General features: G+C 66.1%; 18 protein-coding genes. 17 read left to right on the forward strand and 1 reads right to left on the reverse strand.

What is annotated here, in order from left to right:
- Window positions 1-9 precede the first annotated feature (9 nt).
- The 16 genes from AC1DVS_RS12760 to AC1DVS_RS12835 all read left to right on the forward strand — a co-directional run bounded on the left by AC1DVS_RS12760 (window position 10) and on the right by AC1DVS_RS12835 (window position 20507).
- Window positions 10-576, forward strand: a complete 567-nt coding sequence (locus AC1DVS_RS12760) for a hypothetical protein (RefSeq protein WP_478023521.1) — start codon at window positions 10-12, stop codon at window positions 574-576.
- Complete coding sequence (locus AC1DVS_RS12765; protein ID WP_478023522.1) at window positions 573-2300, forward strand: peptidoglycan D,D-transpeptidase FtsI family protein; 1728 nt, start codon at window positions 573-575, stop codon at window positions 2298-2300. The genes AC1DVS_RS12760 and AC1DVS_RS12765 overlap by 4 nt, the downstream gene beginning before the upstream one ends.
- Window positions 2297-3712, forward strand: coding sequence for a UDP-N-acetylmuramoyl-L-alanyl-D-glutamate--2,6-diaminopimelate ligase (locus AC1DVS_RS12770; protein ID WP_478023524.1), 1416 nt, complete (start codon window positions 2297-2299; stop codon window positions 3710-3712). The genes AC1DVS_RS12765 and AC1DVS_RS12770 overlap by 4 nt, the downstream gene beginning before the upstream one ends.
- Window positions 3713-3845: 133 nt before the next feature.
- Complete coding sequence (locus AC1DVS_RS12775) at window positions 3846-5231, forward strand: UDP-N-acetylmuramoyl-tripeptide--D-alanyl-D-alanine ligase (protein WP_478023526.1); 1386 nt, start codon at window positions 3846-3848, stop codon at window positions 5229-5231.
- Window positions 5231-6301 carry a phospho-N-acetylmuramoyl-pentapeptide-transferase gene (mraY, locus tag AC1DVS_RS12780; protein ID WP_478023528.1) on the forward strand — a complete coding sequence of 357 codons (1071 nt, stop codon included), beginning with the start codon at window positions 5231-5233 and terminating at the stop codon, window positions 6299-6301. Before AC1DVS_RS12775 ends, mraY begins: the two co-directional genes overlap by 1 nt.
- The gene (gene murD / locus AC1DVS_RS12785; RefSeq protein WP_478023530.1) at window positions 6298-7677 is read left to right on the forward strand and encodes a UDP-N-acetylmuramoyl-L-alanine--D-glutamate ligase; all 1380 of its coding nucleotides are present in this window, start codon (window positions 6298-6300) and stop codon (window positions 7675-7677) included. The genes mraY and murD overlap by 4 nt, the downstream gene beginning before the upstream one ends.
- Entirely contained in the window at window positions 7674-8900 is a 1227-nt protein-coding gene (locus AC1DVS_RS12790; RefSeq protein WP_478023532.1) for an FtsW/RodA/SpoVE family cell cycle protein, read from the forward strand. Before murD ends, AC1DVS_RS12790 begins: the two co-directional genes overlap by 4 nt.
- Window positions 8897-10057, forward strand: a complete 1161-nt coding sequence (gene murG, locus AC1DVS_RS12795) for an undecaprenyldiphospho-muramoylpentapeptide beta-N-acetylglucosaminyltransferase (RefSeq protein WP_478023533.1) — start codon at window positions 8897-8899, stop codon at window positions 10055-10057. The genes AC1DVS_RS12790 and murG overlap by 4 nt, the downstream gene beginning before the upstream one ends.
- On the forward strand, window positions 10054-11457 hold the full coding sequence (gene murC / locus AC1DVS_RS12800) for a UDP-N-acetylmuramate--L-alanine ligase (RefSeq protein ID WP_478023534.1): 1404 nt from the start codon (window positions 10054-10056) through the stop codon (window positions 11455-11457). Before murG ends, murC begins: the two co-directional genes overlap by 4 nt.
- Window positions 11454-12356 (forward strand): UDP-N-acetylmuramate dehydrogenase, encoded by a 903-nt coding sequence (gene murB, locus AC1DVS_RS12805; protein WP_478023535.1) that lies wholly within the window; start codon window positions 11454-11456, stop codon window positions 12354-12356. The genes murC and murB overlap by 4 nt, the downstream gene beginning before the upstream one ends.
- Window positions 12323-13282: a D-alanine--D-alanine ligase gene (locus AC1DVS_RS12810; protein WP_478023537.1), complete on the forward strand. Its 960-nt coding sequence runs from the start codon at window positions 12323-12325 to the stop codon at window positions 13280-13282. The genes murB and AC1DVS_RS12810 overlap by 34 nt, the downstream gene beginning before the upstream one ends.
- Window positions 13279-14229 (forward strand): cell division protein FtsQ/DivIB, encoded by a 951-nt coding sequence (locus AC1DVS_RS12815; protein ID WP_478023539.1) that lies wholly within the window; start codon window positions 13279-13281, stop codon window positions 14227-14229. The genes AC1DVS_RS12810 and AC1DVS_RS12815 overlap by 4 nt, the downstream gene beginning before the upstream one ends.
- A 4-nt stretch (window positions 14230-14233) precedes the next feature.
- The gene (gene ftsA, locus AC1DVS_RS12820; protein WP_478023540.1) at window positions 14234-15496 is read left to right on the forward strand and encodes a cell division protein FtsA; all 1263 of its coding nucleotides are present in this window, start codon (window positions 14234-14236) and stop codon (window positions 15494-15496) included.
- Window positions 15497-15610: 114 nt separating this feature from the next.
- Window positions 15611-17095 (forward strand): cell division protein FtsZ, encoded by a 1485-nt coding sequence (gene ftsZ, locus AC1DVS_RS12825; protein ID WP_478023541.1) that lies wholly within the window; start codon window positions 15611-15613, stop codon window positions 17093-17095.
- Window positions 17096-17205: 110 nt separating this feature from the next.
- A complete protein-coding gene (locus AC1DVS_RS12830; protein WP_478023542.1) occupies window positions 17206-19344 on the forward strand; it encodes an SPOR domain-containing protein in 2139 nt (712 codons plus the stop codon).
- Window positions 19341-20507 carry a deoxyguanosinetriphosphate triphosphohydrolase gene (locus AC1DVS_RS12835; protein WP_478023543.1) on the forward strand — a complete coding sequence of 389 codons (1167 nt, stop codon included), beginning with the start codon at window positions 19341-19343 and terminating at the stop codon, window positions 20505-20507. Before AC1DVS_RS12830 ends, AC1DVS_RS12835 begins: the two co-directional genes overlap by 4 nt.
- 3 nt (window positions 20508-20510) lie before the next feature.
- Here the strand turns inward: AC1DVS_RS12835 and AC1DVS_RS12840 are convergent, their stop codons facing one another.
- Entirely contained in the window at window positions 20511-20804 is a 294-nt protein-coding gene (locus tag AC1DVS_RS12840) for a hypothetical protein (protein ID WP_478023545.1), read from the reverse strand.
- A 213-nt stretch (window positions 20805-21017) separates the two neighbouring features.
- Between AC1DVS_RS12840 and AC1DVS_RS12845 the strand changes: the two genes are divergently transcribed.
- Window positions 21018-22562 carry a DUF1800 domain-containing protein gene (locus tag AC1DVS_RS12845; RefSeq protein WP_478023547.1) on the forward strand — a complete coding sequence of 515 codons (1545 nt, stop codon included), beginning with the start codon at window positions 21018-21020 and terminating at the stop codon, window positions 22560-22562.
- The last annotated feature ends 2 nt before the right edge of the window (window positions 22563-22564 follow it).

Genomic DNA, 22564 nt, shown 5'->3' on the forward strand with positions numbered 1-22564 from the left:
AGCGATGTAATGCTTGGGTATGCGTGGAAGAGTTTCGGTTGGTTCCTCGCCTTTGTGGCGGTGGCGCTTGGTTTCCTGCTGGTGCCGCTGCAGGTGGCGGCCGAGCGCAAGAAGCTCGACAAGACGGTGAGCGAGATCGCGGCCGCGCACCGCGACATTCGCGCGCTGGAAACCGAGTTCGACACGCGCGCCAATCTCGCCCAGCTCGAGAAGTGGAATGGCGACACGCTGCGCCTGACCGCACCCGCCGCGACCCAGTTCGTGGCGGATGCCGGTGCGCTCGCGTCGATGGACGTGCAGGGCGGCTCGACCGAGATGGCGTCGCTGGTCGTGCCGTCCTTGCCGGATAGCGCGGTGAAGCCTGCCGTCCCGGCGATCTCGACGGCTGCTGCAGCTACTATCCGGACGGCTGATGCCGCGCCGAGCGTGTCGGGCGCAGTGGCGCAGGTGCGCGACCGCGCGATCGCAAGCGGCAAGGAGCAGGCCGTGGCCCTGCTCGATCGCAAGCTGATGAGCGATTCCACGATCGGCGATCTGCTCGGCGGCGCGCGCGCGGAAGCGGGCGTCCACCGTTGACCGCCCTCGTCGCCCGGCCCTTGCCGCAGCGGCGGATGACCGGCCAGCGCCATGCGCTGGTCGCGACGGCGCATGTGCGCCTGATGATGCTGATGCTGATGATCGCCGCCGGCTTCTGTCTGGTGATCGGCCGGATCGCGATGCTCGGACTGCTCGCCAGCCCGGCAAGCGCTCAGGGGCCGAACTTCGGCTCGATGATACGCGGCGATATCCTCGATCGGAACGGCGAGCCGCTCGCCCGCACCATCGAGGCCTGGACGATCGGCGTCCATCCCAACCGGCTGCTCGGCGACCGGCATGAGATTGCGGAGAAGCTCGCCGCTGCGATGCCCGGGCACGACGCGGCCTATTTCTACCAGCGGCTGACATTGCCGGTGAACTTCACCTATCTCGAGCGGCACGCGTCGCCCGACCTCGTCAACCGGATCCACGCGATCGGCGAGCCGGCCCTGGTGTTCGCCCAGGAGCCCGAGCGGCTCTATCCGCAGACCACCATGGCTGCGCATGTGCTCGGCTATATCGGGCCGACCGCGAAGGATACGCGGATCATGGGTCGCGCCGGCATCGAGCGCGAATTCGACCAGCGGCTGACTGATCCCAACCAGCGCGGCATGCCGATCATGCTGTCGATCGATTCGCGCGTCCAGGCGGCGATGGAGAGCGAGCTCAGCCGCGCGATGGTCTCGTTCAAGGCCAAGGACGCGACCGGGGTGGTGCTCGACGTGAACACCGGCGAGGTGATCGCGATGGTCTCGCTGCCGGTTTATAATCCAAACAAGCTGGCCGGCACCGGCGCGGATGCGCTGCGCAACAATGTGACGCAGAGCGTGTATGAGCTTGGCTCGACCTTCAAGCCGATCACGATGGCGACGGCGATCAACAGCGGCGTCGTCACCTCGATGTCGCGGCGCTTCGATGCGACCGAGCCGCTGCACATCGGCGGTTTCACCATCCATGACGACCATGCGCAGAAGCGCTTCCTCGATATTCCCGAGACGCTGGTCCATTCGTCGAACATCGCGACTGCGCGGATTGCCGACGAGGTCGGCAAGGATCGGCTGGCGGCGATGTTCACCGCAATGGGTTTCGGCGAGCGGCCGAGCATCGAGCTGCACGAGCGTGCCGGGCCGATCTGGCCGACCTACTGGGCGCGCACGACAGTGATGACGACCGCCTATGGGCATGGCATCGCGGTGACGCCCCTCCATCTCGCCAACGCCTATGCGACGTTGGTGAATGGCGGCATCTGGCGGCCGACGACCTTGCTGAAGATCGCGCCCGGCAAGGCGCCCGCCGGACGTCGGGTCCTCTCGGAAGCGACCAGCGCGCGGATGCGGCAGCTGCTGCGGCTCGTTGTGACCCAGGGCACCGGCCGCAAGGGCGAGGCGCCGGGCTACCGTGTCGGCGGCAAGACGGGCACCGCCGAAATCGCGGGTGCAGGCGGCTATTCGAAGCGCGCCAACGTCTCGACATTCGCCGCGGCTTTCCCGATGGATGCGCCACGCTATGTGGTGGTTGCGATGCTCGATTCTCCCGTGGGCAATGCCGAATCCTTCGGCCTCACCACCGCTGCCTGGACGGCGGCGCCAGTGGTGAGCCGGGTGATTTCCCGCACCGGCGCGATGCTCGGCGTGCTGCCGAGCAACAGCCGGGACGTCGATGTCTCCGAATTGCTGCCGCTGCTGTGGCATGCGCCGGGCGAAGACTCGGCCGATCCGGAATGAAACTCGGCGCCCTGACGGGTGGTCCCGAGGAGGCGACCGTCACCGGGTTCGCGATCGACCATCGCAAGGTTGCGCCCGGTACGATCTTCGGCGCATTCGAAGGCATGCGGGTGAATGGCGAGGCCTTCATCCCCGCAGCCGTCGCCGGCGGAGCGATCGCGGTGGTGGCGCGGCCCGAGGCGCGGGTCACGGGCGCTGCGCATATCGCCGATGCCAATCCCCGCAAGCGTTTCGCCAGCCTCGCCGCGCGCTATTTCGCGCCGTTCCCGGAGACTGCGGTCGCGGTGACGGGCACCAACGGCAAGACCTCGACCGTCGAGATGACGCGTCAGCTCTGGCGCATGGCCGGGCATCACGCTGCTTCGATCGGAACGCTTGGCGTGACGACCGCTGACGACCAGGTATCGACCGGCCTGACCACGCCCGATATCGTCACCTTCCTGTCCAATGTCGCCGGGCTTGCGCGCGAAGGTGTCAGCCATGTCGCCTTCGAGGCATCGAGCCACGGGCTTTCGCAATATCGCACTGAGGGTCTGCCGGTGCGGGCGGCGGCTTTCACCAATCTCAGTCGCGACCATCTCGATTATCACGGCACGATGGAGGCCTATTTCGAGGCCAAGCAGCGGCTCTTCACCGAGGTGCTTGAAAGTGATGGCGCCGCGGTGGTCTGGGCTGACGATCCCGCCTCGGCGCGGGTGATCGAGGTGGCGCGGGCTCGGGGAATTCGGGCGATCAGCGTCGGTATGCAGGGCGAGACATTGCGGCTGATGTCGCGCGACCCGACGCTGCTCGGCCAGGGGCTGGTAATCGAGGCGGACGGCAGGACGCACAAGGTGATGCTGCCGCTGATCGGCGCCTATCAGGCAGCGAATGCGCTGACTGCCGCCGGGCTGGTGATCGCGACTGGCGGCGAAGTGGGCGCGACGCTGGCGGCGCTGGCGCGGTTGCAGCCGGTGCGCGGACGGCTCGAACGGGCGGTGATCGCGCGGACCGGAGCGCCGGTCTATGTCGATTATGCGCACACGCCGGATGCGCTCGAGGCGGCGATCGCGGCGCTGAAGCCGCATGCGGCGGGACAGCTGATCGTGGTTGTCGGCGCGGGTGGTGACCGCGATCAGGGCAAGCGCGCGGCGATGGGCTCAATTGCGGCGGCTATGGCTGACCGGGTGATCGTGACTGATGACAATCCGCGGTCTGAAGATCCGGGGGCGATCCGCGCGATGGTGATGGTAGGGGCGCCGGGGGCGGCTGAGATCGCATCGCGGCGCGATGCGATCGGGGCGGCAATTGCCGAGGCCGGGCCGCAGGATATCGTGCTGATTGCTGGCAAGGGACATGAGCAGGGGCAGATTGTCGGAGATATGGTGCTGCCGTTCGATGATGTGAGCGTTGCCCGGGAGATGGCGGCGTGAGGGGGCATTTTTTCTTGTCCCCCTCCCGCTTGCGGGAGGGGCTAGGGGAGGGCGTGTCAAAACACGCGCCCTCAGTTTGCGGACAGGCCCTCCCGCAAGCGGGAGGGGAGCTAGAAGAAATGGGAGGGGAGTCATGACGCTCTGGACCTCCGCTGAGATCGCAGCCGCCACCGGCGGCACCGCGTCCACCGATTTCACCGCCACCGGCGTCACCTTCGATTCCCGCGAAGTCGGCCCCGGCGACCTGTTCGTCGCGCTGAAGGGCGAGACAAGCGACGGGCATAAATTCCTGGATCAGAGCTCCGAGCGGGGAGCGTCGGGTGCGGTTGTCAGTGTAACGACACCGCACCCGCATGTTTTGGTCGCCGATACGATGGCGGCACTGGAAGATCTGGCGCGCGCGGCGCGGGCGCGCACACTTGCGAAGATCATCGGCGTGACCGGATCGGTGGGCAAGACGAGCACCAAGGAGGCGTTGTTCGCAGCCCTCGACCGGAGCGCGCCGGGCGCCACGCATCGATCCGTGAAGAGCTACAACAACCACACCGGCGTGCCGCTGAGCCTCGCGCGGATGCCGACCGCAACCCGCTTCGGCGTGTTCGAAATGGGGATGAACCATGCCGGCGAACTCGCCCATCTGACCACGCTGGTCCGCCCGCATGTCGCGATGGTCACCGCGATCGCGCCGGCACACACGGCCTTCTTCCCTGACGAAAGCGCGATCGCGGATGCCAAGGGCGAGATCTTTTCCGGGCTCGAGCCGGGCGGCACGGCGATCATTCCGTTCGACAGCCCCCACCGCGACCGCCTGATCGCCGCGGCCCGGCCCTATGCTGCGTACATCGTCACCTTCGGGCTCGAAGAGGGTGCTGACGTCCAGGCGATCGAGACGATGCGCAGCGCGGACGGGGGAACCTTCGTCACGGCGCGGTTCGGCGGCAAGATGGGGGACAGGGAGCTGAGCTTCACCGTCTCGCAGCCCGGCATGCACTGGGTTTCGAATGCACTCGCTTTGCTGGCGGCGGTCGACGCCGTGGGCGGCGATCTTGCGATGGCGGGGCTTGCGCTTGGCGAGTTGGGCGGGCTTGCAGGACGGGGCGCTAGGCTGGTCGTGCCGGTAGCTGGCGGCACCGCGCTGGTGATCGATGAGAGCTACAACGCCAATCCGTCATCGATGCGCGCGACGCTCGCGGTGCTGGCGGCGGAGAAGGCAATGCGCAAGCTCGCGGTGCTCGGCGAGATGCGCGAGCTGGGCGATGGCAGCGATGCCTATCACGCAGCACTTGCGGGCCCGGTGATCGAAGCCGGGGTTGAACAGGTTATCCTTGTCGGTGAAGCGATGGCCGCTCTCGCGAACGCGCTTGAGGGGAGAGTCGAATTCGTCCATGTGGCCGATGCGGCCGCGGCGCGCGATCGCCTCCTGGCGATCCTGGCACCCGGCGACGCGGTTCTCATCAAGGGATCGAACGGAGTTGGGTTGGCGAAACTGGTCGCCGGCCTGACGGACGGGATAACATAATGCTCTTTCTGATTGCCAAATATCTTGGCTTCCCGGGGTTGTTGAACCTCTTCCGATACCAGAGTTTTCGCACCGGCGCGGCGGTGGCGACGGCTTTGTTCATCGGCTTGCTGATCGGCCCGCGCTTCATCGGCTGGCTCCGGGTGCGGCAGGGCAAGGGCCAGCCGATCCGCAGCGATGGACCCCAGAGCCACCTCGCCAAGCGCGGCACGCCGACGATGGGCGGGCTGATGATCCTGACCTCGCTGATGGTTTCGATGTTGTTATGGATGGATCTCACAAACCCGTTCGTCTGGGCCTGTGCCTTTGTGACGCTCGGCTTTGGCGTGATCGGTTTTCTCGACGATTACGACAAGGTGACCAAGGCCAGCCACAAAGGCGTATCCGGCCGCGTTCGTCTGCTCGGCGAGTTTGTGATCGCTGGAATCGCGAGTGCGATCATCGTCCATCAGAACGGCACGCATCTCTATCTGCCGTTCACGACCGGAATCTCGATCGATCTCGGCTATTTCTACATTGCCTTTGCCGCCTTCACGATCGTTGCGTTCGGCAATGCGGTGAATCTGACCGACGGGCTGGATGGTCTTGCGACGATGCCGGTCATCATCGCGGCGGTCGCCTTCATGATCATCGTCTATCTTGCCGGCAACGCGAAGTTCGCTGCCTATCTCGGCATTCCGCACGTGCCGCGCGCTGGCGAGCTGGCGATCTTCTGTGGCGGGATGGTCGGGGCAGGCCTGGCGTTCCTGTGGTTCAATGCGCCGCCCGCGGCGGTGTTCATGGGCGATACCGGCAGCCTCGCGCTCGGTGGCGCGCTCGGCGCGATCGCAGTCGTCGCGCATCACGAGATCGTGCTCGGGATCATCGGCGGCCTGTTCGTGATCGAGGCGCTCTCGGTGATCATCCAGGTGTTCTTCTACAAACGCACCGGCAAGCGCGTGTTCAAGATGGCGCCGATCCACCATCATTTCGAACAGCTCGGCTGGAGCGAGCCGACAGTCGTGATCCGTTTCTGGATCATCGCGCTGGTGCTCGCACTGGCGGGCCTGTCGACCCTCAAGCTCAGGTGATCACCAGCCCGCTCTGGCGCGGCAAACGCTTCGCTGTGCTGGGGCTGGCGCGCTCCGGCGCCGCGACGGTGCGCGCGCTCGCGGCGAGCGGGGCCGAGGTGGTGGCGTGGGATTCGGATGCGGCGAAGCGGGAGGCGCTTTCTCCCTCTCCCCTTGGGGGAGAGGGTCGGGGTGAGGGGCAGCCCCAAGTGGTGTCGCCTGTGGCGGCCCCTCACCCAACCCTCTCTCCCGAGGGGAAAGGGCTATCTTTCGCCGATCCCGAAACGATCGATCTAACCGGCTTCGATGGCCTGATCGTTTCGCCCGGCGTGCCGATCAATCGCCATCCGGTTGCGGCTAAGGCCCGAGCCGCGAACGCCCCGATCATCGGCGACATCGAACTGTTCGCCCAGGCGCGCGCCTCGCTGCCGCCGCACAAGGTCGTCGGCATCACCGGCACCAATGGCAAGTCGACCACGACCGCGCTGATCTATCACATCCTCGAGACCGCCGGCCTGCCGGCGCGGCTCGGCGGCAATATCGGCAAGCCGATCCTTGGCGAGGAGCCACTCCCGGCGGGCGGCGTCTATGTGCTCGAGCTGTCGAGCTACCAGATCGACCTGACCGTCTCGCTCGATTGCGAAGTGGCGATCCTGCTCAACATCACCCCCGACCATCTCGATCGCTATGACGGATTCGAGGCCTATGCCGCCTCCAAGGCGCGGCTGTTCGCGATGCAGTCGCCTGACCATGCGGCGATCATTGGCATTGGCGACGAGGCTTCCGGGCAGATCGCGCGCAACCTGTCGGCACGGAGCGAGCATCTCACCAAGATTGCGCCCGGCGTATGCATGGATCAGTCGCGCTGGCCGAGCCTGCAGGGCCCGCACAATGCGCAGAATGCGCTCGCGGCCATCGCTGCCTGTCGGGCGCTCGGCGTCGACGAGGCGGCGATCGATCGCGGGCTCGAGAGCTTCAAGGGTCTGGCGCACCGGATGGAGCTGGTCCGCACGCGCGGCGGCGTGGCCTTCGTCAATGACAGCAAGGCGACCAATCCCGAATCCGTCGCGCCGGCGTTGGCGGCATTCCCGCGCATTCATTGGATCCTTGGCGGCGAGGCCAAGACCGATAATCTCGACGCCTGCGCTCCGCATTTCAGCCATGTCGCGCGTGCCTATACGATCGGCAAGGCCGGGCCGCGCTTTGCCGCATTCCTCAAGCCCCATATGCCGGTCGAGGAGAGCGGCGAACTTGGCGCCGCCGTGACGAGTGCCGCGGCCCAGGCTCAGCCCGGCGACACGGTTCTGCTCTCGCCGGCCTGCGCCTCGTTCGACCAGTTCCGCGATTTCGAAGATCGCGGCGATCGGTTTCGCGCCGCCGTGGAGGCGCTGGCATGAACGCGGCGCGCCCCGGCACCTTGACGCTCTGGAACCGCATGAAGGGGAAGGGCGGTCGCGGCGACCGTTCGGCGCTCGGCATGTGGTTCTGGGATATCGACCGGCTGCTGCTGCTGCTTGCCCTGCTGCTGATGGCGGTCGGGCTGATCGCGGTTGGCGCCGCTTCGCCGGCGGCAGCGGCGCGCTATTCGGGCGACAAGCATCATGTCCCGCCGCTCTTCTATCTCTGGTGGCAGCTCGCCTGGGTCGGGGTGTCGCTGCCGGTGCTGTTCATCGTCTCGATGCTCCCGATCGCGATGGCGCGACGCTTTGCGCTGATCGGTACAGCCGCCTGTGTCGTCCTGCTGATCGCCGTGCCCTTCTTCGGCGTCGAGCGGAACGGCGCGACGCGCTGGCTCAATTTCGGCGTGTCGCTGATCCAGCCTTCCGAGTTCCTGAAGCCCTTTTTCATCGTCACAACCGCCTGGCTGCTGTCGATGAAGGCGAAGGACGATGCGCTGCCGGTGGTCGTCATCACTGGCGCGATGACCGTGCTGGTCGGCGTGCTGCTGATGCTGCAGCCCGATTTCGGCCAGACCATGGTGTTCGCCGCGGTGTGGCTTGCGCTGCTGATGATCGCGGGCACCTCGCCAAAGGTGATGGCCGGGCTAATCGGCTGCGTGCCGGCGGGCGTGCTGGCGGCCTATCTCTTTTACGGCACAGCGCGGACCCGGATCGACGCCTATCTCTTCCCCAACAGCGCGGGTGCTGAGGGCGGTTCCGACCATTTCCAGACCGATGCTGCCCATGCGACGATCACGGCGGGCGGCTGGCGGGGCACCGGCCCCGGCGGCGGCTCAATGAAGTTCCGCCTGCCCGAGGGCCATACCGATTATATCTTCTCGGTGATCGGCGAGGAATTCGGGCTGGTCGCGTGCATGATCATCGCGATGCTGTTTCTCGTGGTGGTGGTGCGGGTGTTCGTGAAGCTGCTCGACGAGCAGGACGAGTTCAGGCTTTACGCGGCGGCAGGCCTCGCCACCCAGTTCGGCGTGCAGGCGATGATCAGCATGGCGGTCAATACGGGACTCGCACCGTCAAAAGGCATGACATTGCCCTTCATCAGCTATGGCGGATCGTCCATGATCGCCCTGTCGATCGGTATGGGCTTGTTGCTGGCGTTCACCCGCCGCAACCCGTTCGTGACGCGATCCCCCTATATCGCGCGATGGAGCGGCGAATGAGCAAGGCACGGCATTTCGTTCTCGCGGCGGGCGGCACCGGTGGGCATATGGTGCCGGCGGCTGCGCTCGCGGCTGAGCTGACGCGGCGCGGGCACCGTGTTGCGCTGATCAGCGACGAGCGCGGCGTGCGTTTCCCCGGCCTCTTCGAAGACGTGCAGACTCATGTGTTGCCGGCCGGCCGTTTCGCCGGCGGCCCGATCGGCTGGGCGCGCGCCGCATCGAGCATGATCAAGGCACGCTCCATGGCGGTCGAACTGTACCGCGCATTCCGGCCTTCCGCTGTGATCGGCTTTGGTGGCTATCCCGCGCTGCCCGCCTTGCTCGCTGCGTTCAACCGCAAGATCCCGACCGCAGTGCATGAGCAGAATGCAGTGCTCGGCCGGGTCAACCGGCTGGTAGCGAGCCGCGTGACCGCGATTGCGACCTCCTATGCCGAGGTCGCTCGGCTGAAGGAGAGCTATCGCGGCAAGACCCATCTGGTCGGCAACCCCGTGCGCGATGCGGTGCTGGCGCTCCGCGCCAAGCCTTATCCGCTGCTCGAGGAGGACGGCATCTTCCGCGTGCTGGTGACCGGCGGCAGCCAGGGCGCGAGTGTGCTGAGCAAGGTCGTGCCCGATGGCCTTTCGCTGCTACCGATCAGTTTCCGCCGCCGGCTCCAGGTGACTCATCAGGCGCGGATCGAGGATATCGATGCGGCGCGTGCCAAATATGCCGAGCTCTCGATCGCGGCCGATCTTGCGACCTATCTGCCCGATCTGCCCGAACAGCTTGCCTGGGCGCATCTCGTGATCGCCCGCGCGGGCGCTTCGACGCTGGCCGAGCTGACGGCTGCCGGGCGGCCGGCGATCCTGGTGCCCTTGCCATCGGCGACTGATGACCACCAGACCGCCAATGCCCGCGAGATGACCAGCGCGGGCGGGGCGCGGACGATCGAACAGCGCAACTTCACGCCGGTCGAGCTCGCCAAGCAGATGCAGAAGCTCGGCCTCGATCCGACCGCGCTGCAGAATGCCGCTGCCCGCGCGCGCAGCTGCGGTCGGCCTGAGGCGGCGCGCGACCTGGCCGATCTGGTCGAGAGCCTTGAGGATACCCACGGCGACATGCCGATCGGCGAGGCTCGACCGCTCAAGTTCGGCAATGAGGCAGCGTTCGCATGAGGGGCGTTGCAACTGATATCGGTACGATCCACTTCGTCGGCATTGGCGGCATCGGCATGTCGGGCATTGCCGAGGTGATGCACAATCTCGGCTACAAGGTTCAGGGCTCGGACGTCGGCGAAGGCTATGTCGTCGAAGGCCTGCGCAAGCTCGGCATCCAGATCCGGATCGGCCATGCCGCCGAGAATCTCGGCGACGCGGCGGTGGTGGTCACCTCGACTGCGATCAAGCGCGACAATGTCGAAGTCGATGCAGCGCATGAGCGGCGCATCCCCGTGGTGCGGCGTGCGGAGATGCTGGCCGAGCTCATGCGGCTGAAGTCGACCGTCGCGGTCGCGGGCACGCATGGCAAGACCACCACGACCTCGATGATCGCGGCGTTGCTCGATGCCGGCGGCGTCGATCCGACAGTGATCAATGGCGGCATCATCAACTCCTATGGCTCGAACGCACGCCTCGGCGCCAGCGACTGGATGGTGGTCGAGGCCGACGAGAGCGACGGCAGCTTCCTGCGGCTCGACGGGACGATCGCGGTCGTCACCAATATCGATCCCGAGCACCTCGACCATTATGGCTCGTTCGATGCGGTGAAGGACGCGTTCGTCGAGTTCGTCGAGAATGTGCCTTTCTACGGCGCGGCATTGCTGTGCCTGGATCATCCCGAAGTGCAGGGCATCATCCCGCGCGTTCGCGACCGGCGGGTAGTGACCTATGGCTTTTCGGCGCAGGCCGACGTGCGCGGCGTGAACGTCACGCCGATCCCTGGCGGCAACCGCTTCGAGGCCGTGGTGCGCAGCCGCGATGGCAGGACCCGCTCGATCGAGGGGATCGAGCTGCCGATGCCTGGACGCCACAATGTCCAGAACGCGCTCGCGGCGATCGGCGTGGCGCTCGAGCTTGGCATTGACGATGCGACGATTCAGCAGGGTTTCGCGAAGTTCGGTGGCGTGAAGCGGCGCTTCACCAAGGTGGGCGAAACTGGCGGCATCACCATCATCGACGATTACGGCCATCACCCGGTCGAGATCCGCGCGGTGCTGTCGGCTGCGCGCGAAGGCGTCGAGAACCGCGTGATCGCGGTCGTCCAGCCGCATCGCTATTCGCGGCTCGGCAATCTGATGGAGGAGTTCCAGCAGGCCTTCAACGACGCCGACATGGTGCTGGTGGCACCGGTCTATCCCGCCGGCGAAGCACCGATCGAGGGCGTCGATGCGGAAGCGCTGGTCGAGGGGCTGAAGCGGCGCGGGCATCGTTCCGCGGCGACCGTTGCCGATGCGGCGGCGCTCGCGGAGACGCTTGCAGCTGTCGCCCAGCCCGGCGACATGGTCGTGTGCCTCGGGGCAGGGGATATTACGAAATGGGCGGCGGGCCTCGCCAGTGCGATCGAGGCAGCACGATGAGCAATGTCTGTTTCGCCCTCCCGCCTTTGCACGGCACCGCCGAGCATCAGGGCAGCCTTGCCGACTTCATCTGGTTCCGCACCGGCGGGCCGGCAGAGTGGCTGGTGCGGCCGAAGGACGTGCATGACCTCTCGGTGTTCCTCGCCGGGCTCGATCCAGAGACGCCGGTGCTGCCCGTTGGCGTAGGATCGAATTTGATCGTGCGCGATGGCGGCGTGCCGGGCGTCGTGGTGCGGCTGCCCAAGGCGATGGCGAAGAGCGTGATCGAACCGGGCAACCGGGTTCGCGCCGGTGGCGCCGCGATGGGGATCAGCGTTGCCAGCGCCGCGCGCGATGCCGGGATTGCCGGGCTCGAATTCCTGCGCGGGATTCCGGGCACGGTCGGCGGCGCGGTGAAGATGAATGCGGGTGCTTATGGGCGCGATACGTCGGATATCCTGATCGAGGCGACTGTCGTGACCCGCGCGGGCGATGTCGAAATCTGGCCGGCGGCGAAGTTCGGCTACACCTATCGCCATTCGGACCTGCCGGCTGGCGCCGTGGTGGTCGAGGCGGTGTTCGAAGGCACGCCCGGTGACCCCAAGGTGATTGGCGCCGAGATGGACCGGATCGCGGCCGAACGTGAGGCGTCGCAGCCTTTGCGCTCGCGGACTGGCGGTTCAACCTTCAAGAACCCGGAAGGCGCGAAGGCCTGGGCGCTAATCGATGCCGCCGGGTGCCGCGGCCTCACCCGGGGTGACGCGCAGGTTTCGGAGAAGCACTGTAATTTTCTCCTCAATCTCGGCAGCGCGACCAGCGCCGAGATCGAGGCGCTTGGCGAGGAGGTTCGCGAGAAGGTGAAGGCGAATTCGGGGATCGAGCTTGAATGGGAAATACAGCGCGTGGGGGTGATGAAGTGAGCTTGCACGTCGCAGTCCTGATGGGCGGATGGTCCGCCGAGCGCGAAGTGTCGCTGATGTCGGGTTCCGGCGTCGCGGACGCGCTTGAGTCTCTCGGCCACCGCGTTACCCGTATCGATATGGGCCGTGACGTCGCGGCGAAGCTTGCCCAGACCGCACCCGATCTCGTGTTCAACGCGCTGCACGGCACCCCCGGCGAGGACGGCACGGTGCAGGGCATGCTCGATCTGATGGGCCTGAAATACACCCATTCGGGCATGGTCACCTCAGTGATCGCGATCGACAAGCTGCTGACCAAGCAGGCGCTGGTGCCGCACGGCATTCCCATGCCCGGCGGCCGGATCGTGAAGAGCGAGAGCCTCTATGACGGCGATCCGCTGCCGCGGCCCTATGTGCTGAAACCGGTCAATGAAGGCTCGTCGGTCGGCGTCGCGATCGTCACGGACGAAGGCAATTATGGGAACCCGATCGCGCGCGGCGTGGCGGGCCCATGGGGCGAGTTCGAGGAATTGCTCGCCGAGCCCTATATCCGCGGGCGCGAACTGACGACGGCGGTGCTCGGCGGCGAGGCGCTCGGCGTGACTGAGCTCAAGCCGAAGAGCGGCTGGTATGATTATGACGCGAAATATACCGACGGGATGACGGTGCATATCTGCCCGGCCGAAATCCCCGACGAGATCGCCGCCACATGCAGGAGCATCGCGCTCGAAGCGCACAAGCTGCTCGGCTGTAAGGGCGCGTCGCGTTCCGATTTCCGCTGGGACGACAGCCAGGGTATCGAGGGATTGTTCCTGCTCGAGGTCAACACCCAGCCGGGCATGACCCCGCTCAGCCTCGTACCCGAACAGGCCAAACATATCGGCATGAGCTATGCGCAGCTCGTGCAGAAGATCGTCGACGAAGCTCTTGAAGGGGGAAGCTCATGAGCCGCACGATAAAACGTGGGTCGCCCCCGCGTCGTCCGGTCCAGCCGAAGCGGCGCCAGCCGCCCAAGGCCTCGATCATCGACCGTGCCATTGCGGCGCTGCCGATCAGCGAGAGGACGCTGCACCGGATCGCGACCTGGTCGATCTTTACCGCGGTCTGCGCGACCGCGCTGGCGGTGGCGACCTGGTTCGGCATTCCCGGCGCGATCGGCGTGGCGCTGGCCGAGGGCATAGGCCGGGCTGGTTTCCGGGTCGAACAGGTCGAGGTGACCGGGCTCAGCCGGATGGACCGAATGACGGTCTATGCGGTCGCGCTCGATCAGCGTTCGCGCGCGATGCCGCTCGTGAACCTCGAGGACGTCCGGCACAAATTACTGGCTTATGGCTGGATCGCCGACGCGCATGTCTCGCGCCGCCTGCCCGATACGTTGCTCGTCCATATCGTCGAGCGGCAGCCGACGGCGGTGTGGCAGGACCAGGGCAAGCTTTCGCTGATCGCGGCTGACGGCGTCTGGCTCGAGCCGGTCAAGGCTGATGCGATGCCCGATCTGCCGCTGGTAATCGGGCCGGGCGCCAACGCGCAGGAAGCGGCCTATCAGAAACTGATCGAGGCGGTGCCGGCGCTGCGGCCGCAGGTGAAGGCAGCAACCTGGGTCGGCAAGCGCCGCTGGAACCTGTTGTTCGAATCCGGCGAAACGCTTGCGCTGCCGGAAGGCGACAGCGATGCGTCAAAGGCGCTCGTCAAGTTCGCGCAGATGGACGGGGTTCGGCCGCTGCTCGGCAAGGGCTGGATCCGCTTCGACATGCGCGATCCGACCAAGCTTGTCGCGCGCAAGCCCGGCCAGGTGAGCAATCGCGCGCTCACTGATCCGAACACTGTCAATGTGCCGGCGAAACCTGCATTGATCGAAGCGAAGCATAGCGCACCAAGTACGAGTGAGGGGTAGGGGTATGGCAAAGGCAGCACCTGAGGGACTGATCACGGCGCTCGATATCGGGTCGTCCAAGGTCTCCGCGATGATCGCGCAGAAGGGCGATGGCGGCGAGCTGATCGTGCTCGGCACTGGCCAGCGCGAGAGCCGGGGCGTCAAGCGCGGCTATATCGCCGATGCCGCCGCCACCGAAGTCGCCGTGCGCGAGGCAGTCGAGCAGGCTGAGCGGATCGCCGGCACCAATATCGAGAATGTCTGGGTCAGCTTCTCGGCGGGCGGCCTCGTCTCTGATGTCGCCTCGATCGAGTTCGAGCTGGGCGGCCACCGGGTCGAGCAGTCGGATATCGACGCGCTGCTTCAGGCGGGGCGGGATTCGATCGATCCGGCCGGGCGGATGGTGCTCCATGCCCAACCTGCGCTTTACACGTTAGACGGCCTGACCGGCGTGAAGCGCCCGCTTGGCCTTCATGCGGATCGGCTCGGCGTTCACATCCATGTCGTGGCGGCGGACGGATCGCCGGTGCGTAACCTCGGCCTGTGCGTCGCCAATGCCCATCTCGAGGTGAAGGCGATCATCGCGTCGCCGGTCGCGACCGGCATGGCCTGCCTCTCCGATGAGGAGCGCGAGCTTGGCGTCGCGCTGGTCGAACTTGGCGCCGGCATCACCAATGTTTCGCTGTTCGCGGGCGGCATGCTGGTCGGCCTGACCTCAATTCCGTTCGGTGCGGCTGACATTACGGACGATATCGCGTCCGCTTTTGGGACACGTCGCGCGCAGGCGGAGCGGATGAAGTGCTTCTACGGCTCGGCCAACGCGTCGCCGCGCGACAATCATGACATGATCGATGTCGCGCCGATCTCGGCCGAGGACGATGCCAGCGAAAGCAGCCGCATCACCCGTGCTCAGCTGATCGCGGTGATCCGCCAGCGGCTCGAGCATCTGATGGGCGAGGTGCAGAAGGCGCTGGTCGATCTCAAATTCGAAGGGCCGGTCGGGCGCCAGGTCGTGCTAACTGGCGGTGGCGCCGAGCTAAAAGGCATCGCCGACTATGCGCAACAGGCGCTTGGGCGCTCGGTGCGCATCGGGCGACCGCGCGGGTTGACCGCTTTGCCGGAAGCGCATGGCGGACCGGCCTTTGCGACCTTGGCGGGGCTCGCTTTCTATGCTGCAGCCGACCCGGTCGACCTGCGATCCTTGTCCGGCGCACACCAGATCGTGCACCGGCCTAAGGGGTTCGCGATCTTCAAAAGGCTGATGGCGGCCGCTCGGGCGAATTATTAAAGAAATACGACAAGATTTAGATGTTCGTGCTGGAGTCACCGCAAGGGATGGTGCAGAACGGACCACATCATAGTAAAAGCACCCCGATGTTTGGGGTGCGGCGGAGACAGGGCGATGAGCATCGAATTTCTTCCTCCGGACGTTGACGAGCTGACCCCGCGCATCGCGGTGATCGGTGTGGGTGGCGCCGGCGGCAACGCAATTGCGAACATGATGCGCGCGGAAGTCCAGGGGGTGGACTTCCTAGTCGCGAACACGGATTCGCAGGCGCTCAAGCAATCAAGTGCTCCGCACCGCATCCAGCTCGGCGCGAAGATCACGCAAGGTCTCGGCGCCGGATCGCGTCCCGAGATCGGACGCGCCGCGGCTGAGGAGACCATCGAGCAGGTCACCAAGATGCTCGAAGGCGCGCATATGTGCTTCATCGCCGCCGGCATGGGCGGTGGCACCGGCACTGGTGCTGCCCCCGTTATCGCCAAGGCCGCCCGCGACATGGGCATCCTGACGGTCGGCGTCGTCACCAAGCCGTTCGCCTTCGAAGGCAATCGCCGCGCCAAATCGGCCGAAGCGGGCATCGAAGAGCTCCAGAAGTACGTCGATACGCTGATCGTCATTCCCAACCAGAACCTCTTCCTCGTTGCCAATGCGAACACGACCTTCAAGGAAGCGTTCCAGATGGCCGACGAAGTGCTGCAGCAGGGCGTGCGCGGCATTACCGATCTGATGGTCATGCCCGGCCTCATCAACCTCGACTTCGCCGACGTCCGTTCAGTGATGCAGGAGATGGGCAAGGCGATGATGGGCACGGGCGAAGCCTCGGGCGACAATCGCGCGATCGAGGCGGCGTCCAAGGCGATCGCCAACCCGCTGCTCGACGGCGTCAGTATGAAGGGCGCCAAGGGTGTGATCGTCTCGATCACCGGTGGCGACGACATGCGGCTGCTCGAAGTCGACGAAGCCGCGAACCATATCCGCGAGCTGGTCGACGAAGACGCAAACATCATCTGGGGTTCGGCGTTCAATCCCGAGCTCGAGGGCAAGATCCGCGTGTCGGTCGTCGCGACCGGCATCGAAGCCGATGCCCGCCCGGCCAGCGCCCCGGCGCCCGTGTCTCGGGCCTTCACCTTCTCCGCGCCAAAGAAGGCCGAGGAGCCGCCAGCCATGGTGCTGACTCCGCCTGAAGCGCCTACCCAGCCGGTAGCCGCTGAGGCACCGGCTCCGGAGCCGATTGTCGAGCTGGAGACGCCCGTCGCCGAGGAAGAAGACAGCGACGAACTGGTGCTCGGCAGTGAGACGCAGGTGCCAGAAGTCCAAGTGTTCGGTGACGAGCCTGAGGCCGAGCCCGAGCCTCTGGCGCCCGAGCCGAGCCAGCGCCGGCGCTGGCTTTCGCCCGGTGCCGCAGCTGGCGTTGCCGCCGCACCCGAGGAAGCACCGGCCGAGCAGCACGATCCGCTTGTGCAGCCCGCGCCGCGCGTGAAGCTGGGCGGGACCTTGTTCGAACGCATGTCGAGTGTCTCGCGCGGTGCAGCCCGTGAGGAAGAGGCCGAGAAGGACCCGGTCGATATCCCGCGCTTCCTGCATCGCCAGAACAATCAATGACGTGAGTGCTGAGCGCGCGCCCGGTTCATCGCCGGCGCGCGTCGCTCTGGCGCGCGTGATCGGCGGCGGACATTGCCGGTTAAGCTCGACTCGGCTCTAGCTGACCTCCCATGCGCGTTCCCCGTTCTTTCCGGCTTTCCCTGGTCGTCCCTGCTCTTGCCGTCAGCCCGCTCGTCGCTTCGGGCGGTGCCGCGCAGTTTCAGGCGCCGATGGTCCAGCCGCTCAATCCCGATGCTGACCAGCTCGCCGCCGAGATGCGCCTGCTGGCGGTAAACCCGCTTGACGAGGATGCACTGGTCCGCGCCGGCGAGCTGGCCCTGAAATTGGGCGATGAGACCGCCGCCGCCGCCTTTTTTGCGCGCGCCGATCGGCTCGACCAACGCAACCCCAGGATCAAGGCAGGATTGGGCAGCCTCCTAGTCCAGTCCGAAAAGCCGGGCGAAGCGCTCAGGCGGTTCGCCGAGGCGGAAGCACTCGGCCTCGATCCGAAGCGCTTCGTCGCGGATCGTGGCCTCGCTTATGACCTGATCGGCGATCAGGAGCGTGCCCAGCGCGATTATCGGCTGGCGCTCAAGGATTCGCCGAACGACGAGACGGTGCGGCGCTATGCGCTGTCGCTCGGCATCTCGGGCAAGGGCGATCTCGCTTATGCCCAGCTCGAGCCGCTGCTGCGCCGGAGCGACCGCGGCGCCTGGCGCGCGCGCGCCTTCATCCTCGCAATGACCGGCGACGCAGCCGGTGCCGAGCGTATCGCAACCAACATGATGCCGCCCGGCCTCTCCCAGGGACTTCAGCCCTTTTTTGATCGGCTGCCGTCGCTCGGCCCGGTCGATCGCGCCTTTGCCGTGCATTTCGGCGAATTGCGCGCGACGCCCGAACGGATCGCCGATGCCAGGCTGATCCCACCGCTCACCCCGCTCAGGCCTGAACCTGGCCTTCCGCAACCGGTCGCCGTCGCGCAGGTCGCGCCGAAGCCGGAGCGTCAGGATGATCGTCGCGGCCGCAACAAGAACAGGAAAAAGACGGTTCAGCCTGAGCCGGTTCGGGTGGCCACTGCCCCACCACCAGTGCCGCTACCCCAGCCTCCGGTCTATGTGGCGAGCGCGGAGCCGATGGAACAACCGGCCTATATGCCGCCCGCGCCAGTTCGGACACCGTCATCGGGCCGCGAGACAATGGTGATGAATCCGGCAAGCGTAACCGGAGCCACGCCAAATCGAACGCCTGTTTCGAGACCACCGGTTTCGACACCGGCGTTCGGGGCTGCCGCATCGTCACCGGGTACCGCGTCAGCGCCCCTGGTCATGAACCCGGCCAGCGTAACCGGCACCACGCCCAATCCCGCACCTGTTTCAGGGCCGCCTGCTTCAACGCCGGCATTTGTGGCTGCAGCACCGCTACCGAATATAACGGCGCCCTCCCAGGGCAGGAGCCCCGCAGCTGACATAGGCCCCGGCTTTTCGGACAGTTCCGCGTCGCAGCCAACGAGCTTCGCGTCTGCGGCTCGGCAAGAGCCGGGTGGGGCACCCGTCGGCGTGACGCCGTCGACCGCTGATTCACCGCGCCCGGACAATTCGAGCGCATCAACGCCGGCAATCACGACTTCGCCCGTGGAGCCCGCAACTACTGCGCCCACCCCGCCACCGCTGGCACCCGCACCAGTGCGGAACGAGGACGCGATCCTGGCGAACATCATCGCCAGCGTCTCAGCACCGGAGAGTTCCGCCGCGTCACCCTCAGCTGAGCCCGAACCTGCGCCAGCGATCGTCACGCCGCCACCGGCCAAGGCTGAGCCGAAAGTGGACGACGCGGCGGCCCAGGCAAAGGCGGCTGCCGAGGCCAAAGCCGCGGCCGAGAGGAAAGCGCTCGCCGACAAGAAAGCGGCCGACGCGAAGAAGCTGGCGGATGCCAAAAAGCTCGCCGATGCCAAAAAGGCGGCTGAGCTGAAAAAGAAGAACGACCCCAAGATCCTGGAGCCGGCGCGTATCTGGGTTCAGGTGGCGGGCGGCGCCAACGAAGCGACTCTCCCGAAGGAATGGGCCAAGGTCCGCGATAAGGCGCCAGCTGCGTTCAGGGGCAAATCCGGTTGGACGACGCCGCTTCGCGCCACCAACCGCGTGCTGGCAGGCCCCTTCAAAACCGGTGAGGAGGCGCGCGCCTTCGTCAACGCGCTCTCCAAGGAGGGGATCTCGGCCTTCCTCTTCACCAGCGAAGCGGGCCAGAAAATCACCAAGCTGCCGGCAAAATGAGCAGGCCGGCGCCCTGGGCCTCGGACCCGGGACTCAGCCGCGGACGCCTGCATGACGAGCAAAGCGGAACTGCGCGCGGACCCCGCGATGCGTTCCAGCGCGATCGCGACCGGATCGTCCACTCGATCAGCTTCCGCCGGCTGCGGCACAAGACCCAGGTGTTCATGGCGCCGGACGGCGATCATTTCCGCGTCCGCCTGACCCATAGCCTTGAAGTCTCACAGATCGGCCGCACCGTCGCGCGGGTGCTTGGCCTCAACGAGGACCTCACCGAGGCGCTTTGCCTCGCACATGATATCGGCCATCCGCCCTTCGGCCATGCCGGCGAGGATGCGCTGCAGGCGGCGCTGGCCGGGCAGGGCGGCTTCGATCACAACGGCAACACGCTGCGCGCGCTGATGGAGATCGACAGCCCCTATCCGCGCTGGAACGGCCTCAATCTGACATGGGAAACGCTTGAAGGGCTGGCCAAGCATAATGGGCCGATCTTCCAGCCGGGCTGGGCGCTGGCCGAGGCGGACGCGGCCTTTCCACTCGATCTGACCCGCTGGCCCTCGCTCGAAGCGCAGGTGGCGGCGATCGCCGACGACATCGCCTATGACAATCACGATATCGACGATGGCCTGCGCGCAGGGCTGCTGACGCTCGACCAGATTCTGGAAGTGCCGGTGATTGCCTCGGGTTGGGATGCGACGCGGGCACGCTTCCCCGATGTTCCGCCCGAGCGGCTGACCAGCGAACTGGTGCGCGCCCAGATCGGGCTGATGGTCAATGATCTGATCGCCGAAACGCGGCGTCGCGTCGAAGATGCCGGCGTCGGGAGCGCCGAGGATATCCGCGCCGCCGGTCAGTGTCTCGCAGGCTTCTCGCCAGAGATGCGCGAGGCCGAGCGGGTGCTAAAGCGCTTCATGTACGCCAATCTCTACCATCATCCGCGCCAGCTCGAGGCTGCACGCATGGCGGGCGATCTCGTCACCGGCCTGTTCGGGGCCTATCGCGCCGATCCGGGCCTGATGCCCGCTGATTGGCATGTGCGGCTGCCCACGGAAGATCCCGCGCGCAGCCGTCACATCGCCGACTTCATCGCCGGCATGACCGATCGTTATGCCGTTGCCCGCTATCGCGAGGCAGTTGGGCCTATCGACTTGCCGGAGGGCTTCTAAAGTTTAGCGCGATGCCAGCTGCTGCGAGGTCAGCTTCGCCTGGGCGTTCTTGTAGAAGAACGAGACGGGTTCGCCGCCCGAAACACCGGTGACCTGATCGCCGCGAACGACGAGCTGGAATGCGGTGCCCTCAGGATAGCGGCGCCCGGCGATCACGACGCGGTCGGTCTTGGCGGTGGTCGTGTAGACATAGGTGTTGCCGTCGCGCGAGAAGCTCTTCTCGACGGGCTTGTCGCTGGCGAAAGCGGGCGTGGCGAGTGTTGCGAGGAGCGCGGTGGCGAGGAATATCTTGGTCATGATCTTACCCTTCGGTGGTCGAAAGCCAGATCAGCATCCCCCCGGATGTTTTGTTATGCCCCCATCATATTGCAGTGCAGCATATTCCCAATCGCAAAGTTTGCGGCTTCAGTTGCAAGAAACTGACGCTAAAAAAACGTTAACCTCAGATCCTGACAAACTCCTGCGACACTTGAGGCGTATGCCGGGCGTGACATTATCAGGCGAGCTGACATGGCGAACGCAAGCATCGCGCTAAATCGCTTCGGGCTTGGAGCGCGGCCCGACGAGCCGGTACCGGCCGATCCTCAAAAATGGTTGTACGGGCAGCTCTCCGGGTTCGAGCCGAACCCGCCGCCGATCGCTGGGTTGCCGGCCAGGCGGCAGATCGCAGGCGAGTTGGCGGAATATCTCGAGCAGGTAAGGGCGCTACGGAAACAGGAGGGGCGTGGTCGACCTGCTCAGTCGCGCGAGATGCAGGGCGCGATGATGCGGGAGACGCCGGAGATGGCGCAGACCCAACAGATGCCCGAAACGCCCATGAAGCCAGGCAGCAAACCAGCCACGCCCGCGGATCATGCCGCTGATCGCGACGACCCCGTGGCCCAAGCCCGTCGATTCGCGCAGCGCCAGGCGCGCGATTATTATGTGGGCGCGGTCGGCGGCCGCACCATCGCCGCGCTCACGTCTCCAGCCCCGTTCGCCGAGCGGCTGGTGCATTTCTGGGCGAATCATTTCGCGATCTCGATCGACAAGGTGCAGGTCGTCGGGCTTGGCGGCCTGCTTGAGTTCGAGGCGATCCGCCCACACGTGCTCGGCAAGTTCGGCGATATGCTGAACGCAGTCGAACGGCATCCGGCGATGCTGCTCTACCTCGATCAGGCACAATCAGTCGGGCCCAATAGCGTGATCGGCGCGCGCGTCGGCAATCGCCCCAATCGCAAGATCGGCCTCAACGAAAATCTCGCGCGCGAGATCATGGAGCTCCACACGCTCGGCGTTCGCACCGTCTACACTCAATCCGATGTGACGGAGTTCGCACGCGCCATGACCGGCTGGACCGTCGCCGGGCTCAGCGGCGGCCCGCGCGGCCGCATGATCGGGACTGAGGGGCAGGCGGGTGACTTCGTCTTTGCCGCGCCGCTGCACGAGCCCGGCGCGCGGATGATCATGGGCAAGCGCTACGATCAGCAGGGCGAACATCAGGCCCAGGCGGTGCTCGACGATCTCGCTGTCCACCTAGCGACCGCAACTCATCTCGCCACCAAGCTCGCTCGGCATTTCGCGGGCGACACACCGCCGCCCGCCTTGGTCGAGCGGATGAGAGCGACCTATCTGAAGACCGGAGGGGATCTGCCGAGCGTCTACCGCGTGCTGATCGATTCGCCCGAAACCTGGGCGTCGCAGGCGGTCAAGTTCAAGACGCCCTGGGAATGGTCGATCTCATCGATGCGCGCGCTAGGTATGAAGACCGCGCAGCCGCAGATGGTCAACGGGCTGCTCAACCAGCTCGGCCAGCCGATTTGGAAGCCCGGTTCGCCCGCCGGCTTTGACGATATCGCCGCGAGCTGGGCTGGCCCCGACGCGATCCTGCGCCGCGTCGAGGCGGCCGAGCGTTTCGCCAACCGGGCCGGCGCGACCGTGGACGCACGCGCGCTTGCGCCGAAGATCATCCCGGCGGCGGTCACCCCGGCCACGACCCAGGCGCTGGCCCGCGCCGAGAGCCCCGGACAGGCGCTTGCGCTGCTGCTCGTCGCGCCAGAATTCATGCGGAGATAGGT

The organism is Sphingomonas sp. P3_C5 (assembly GCF_056402635.1).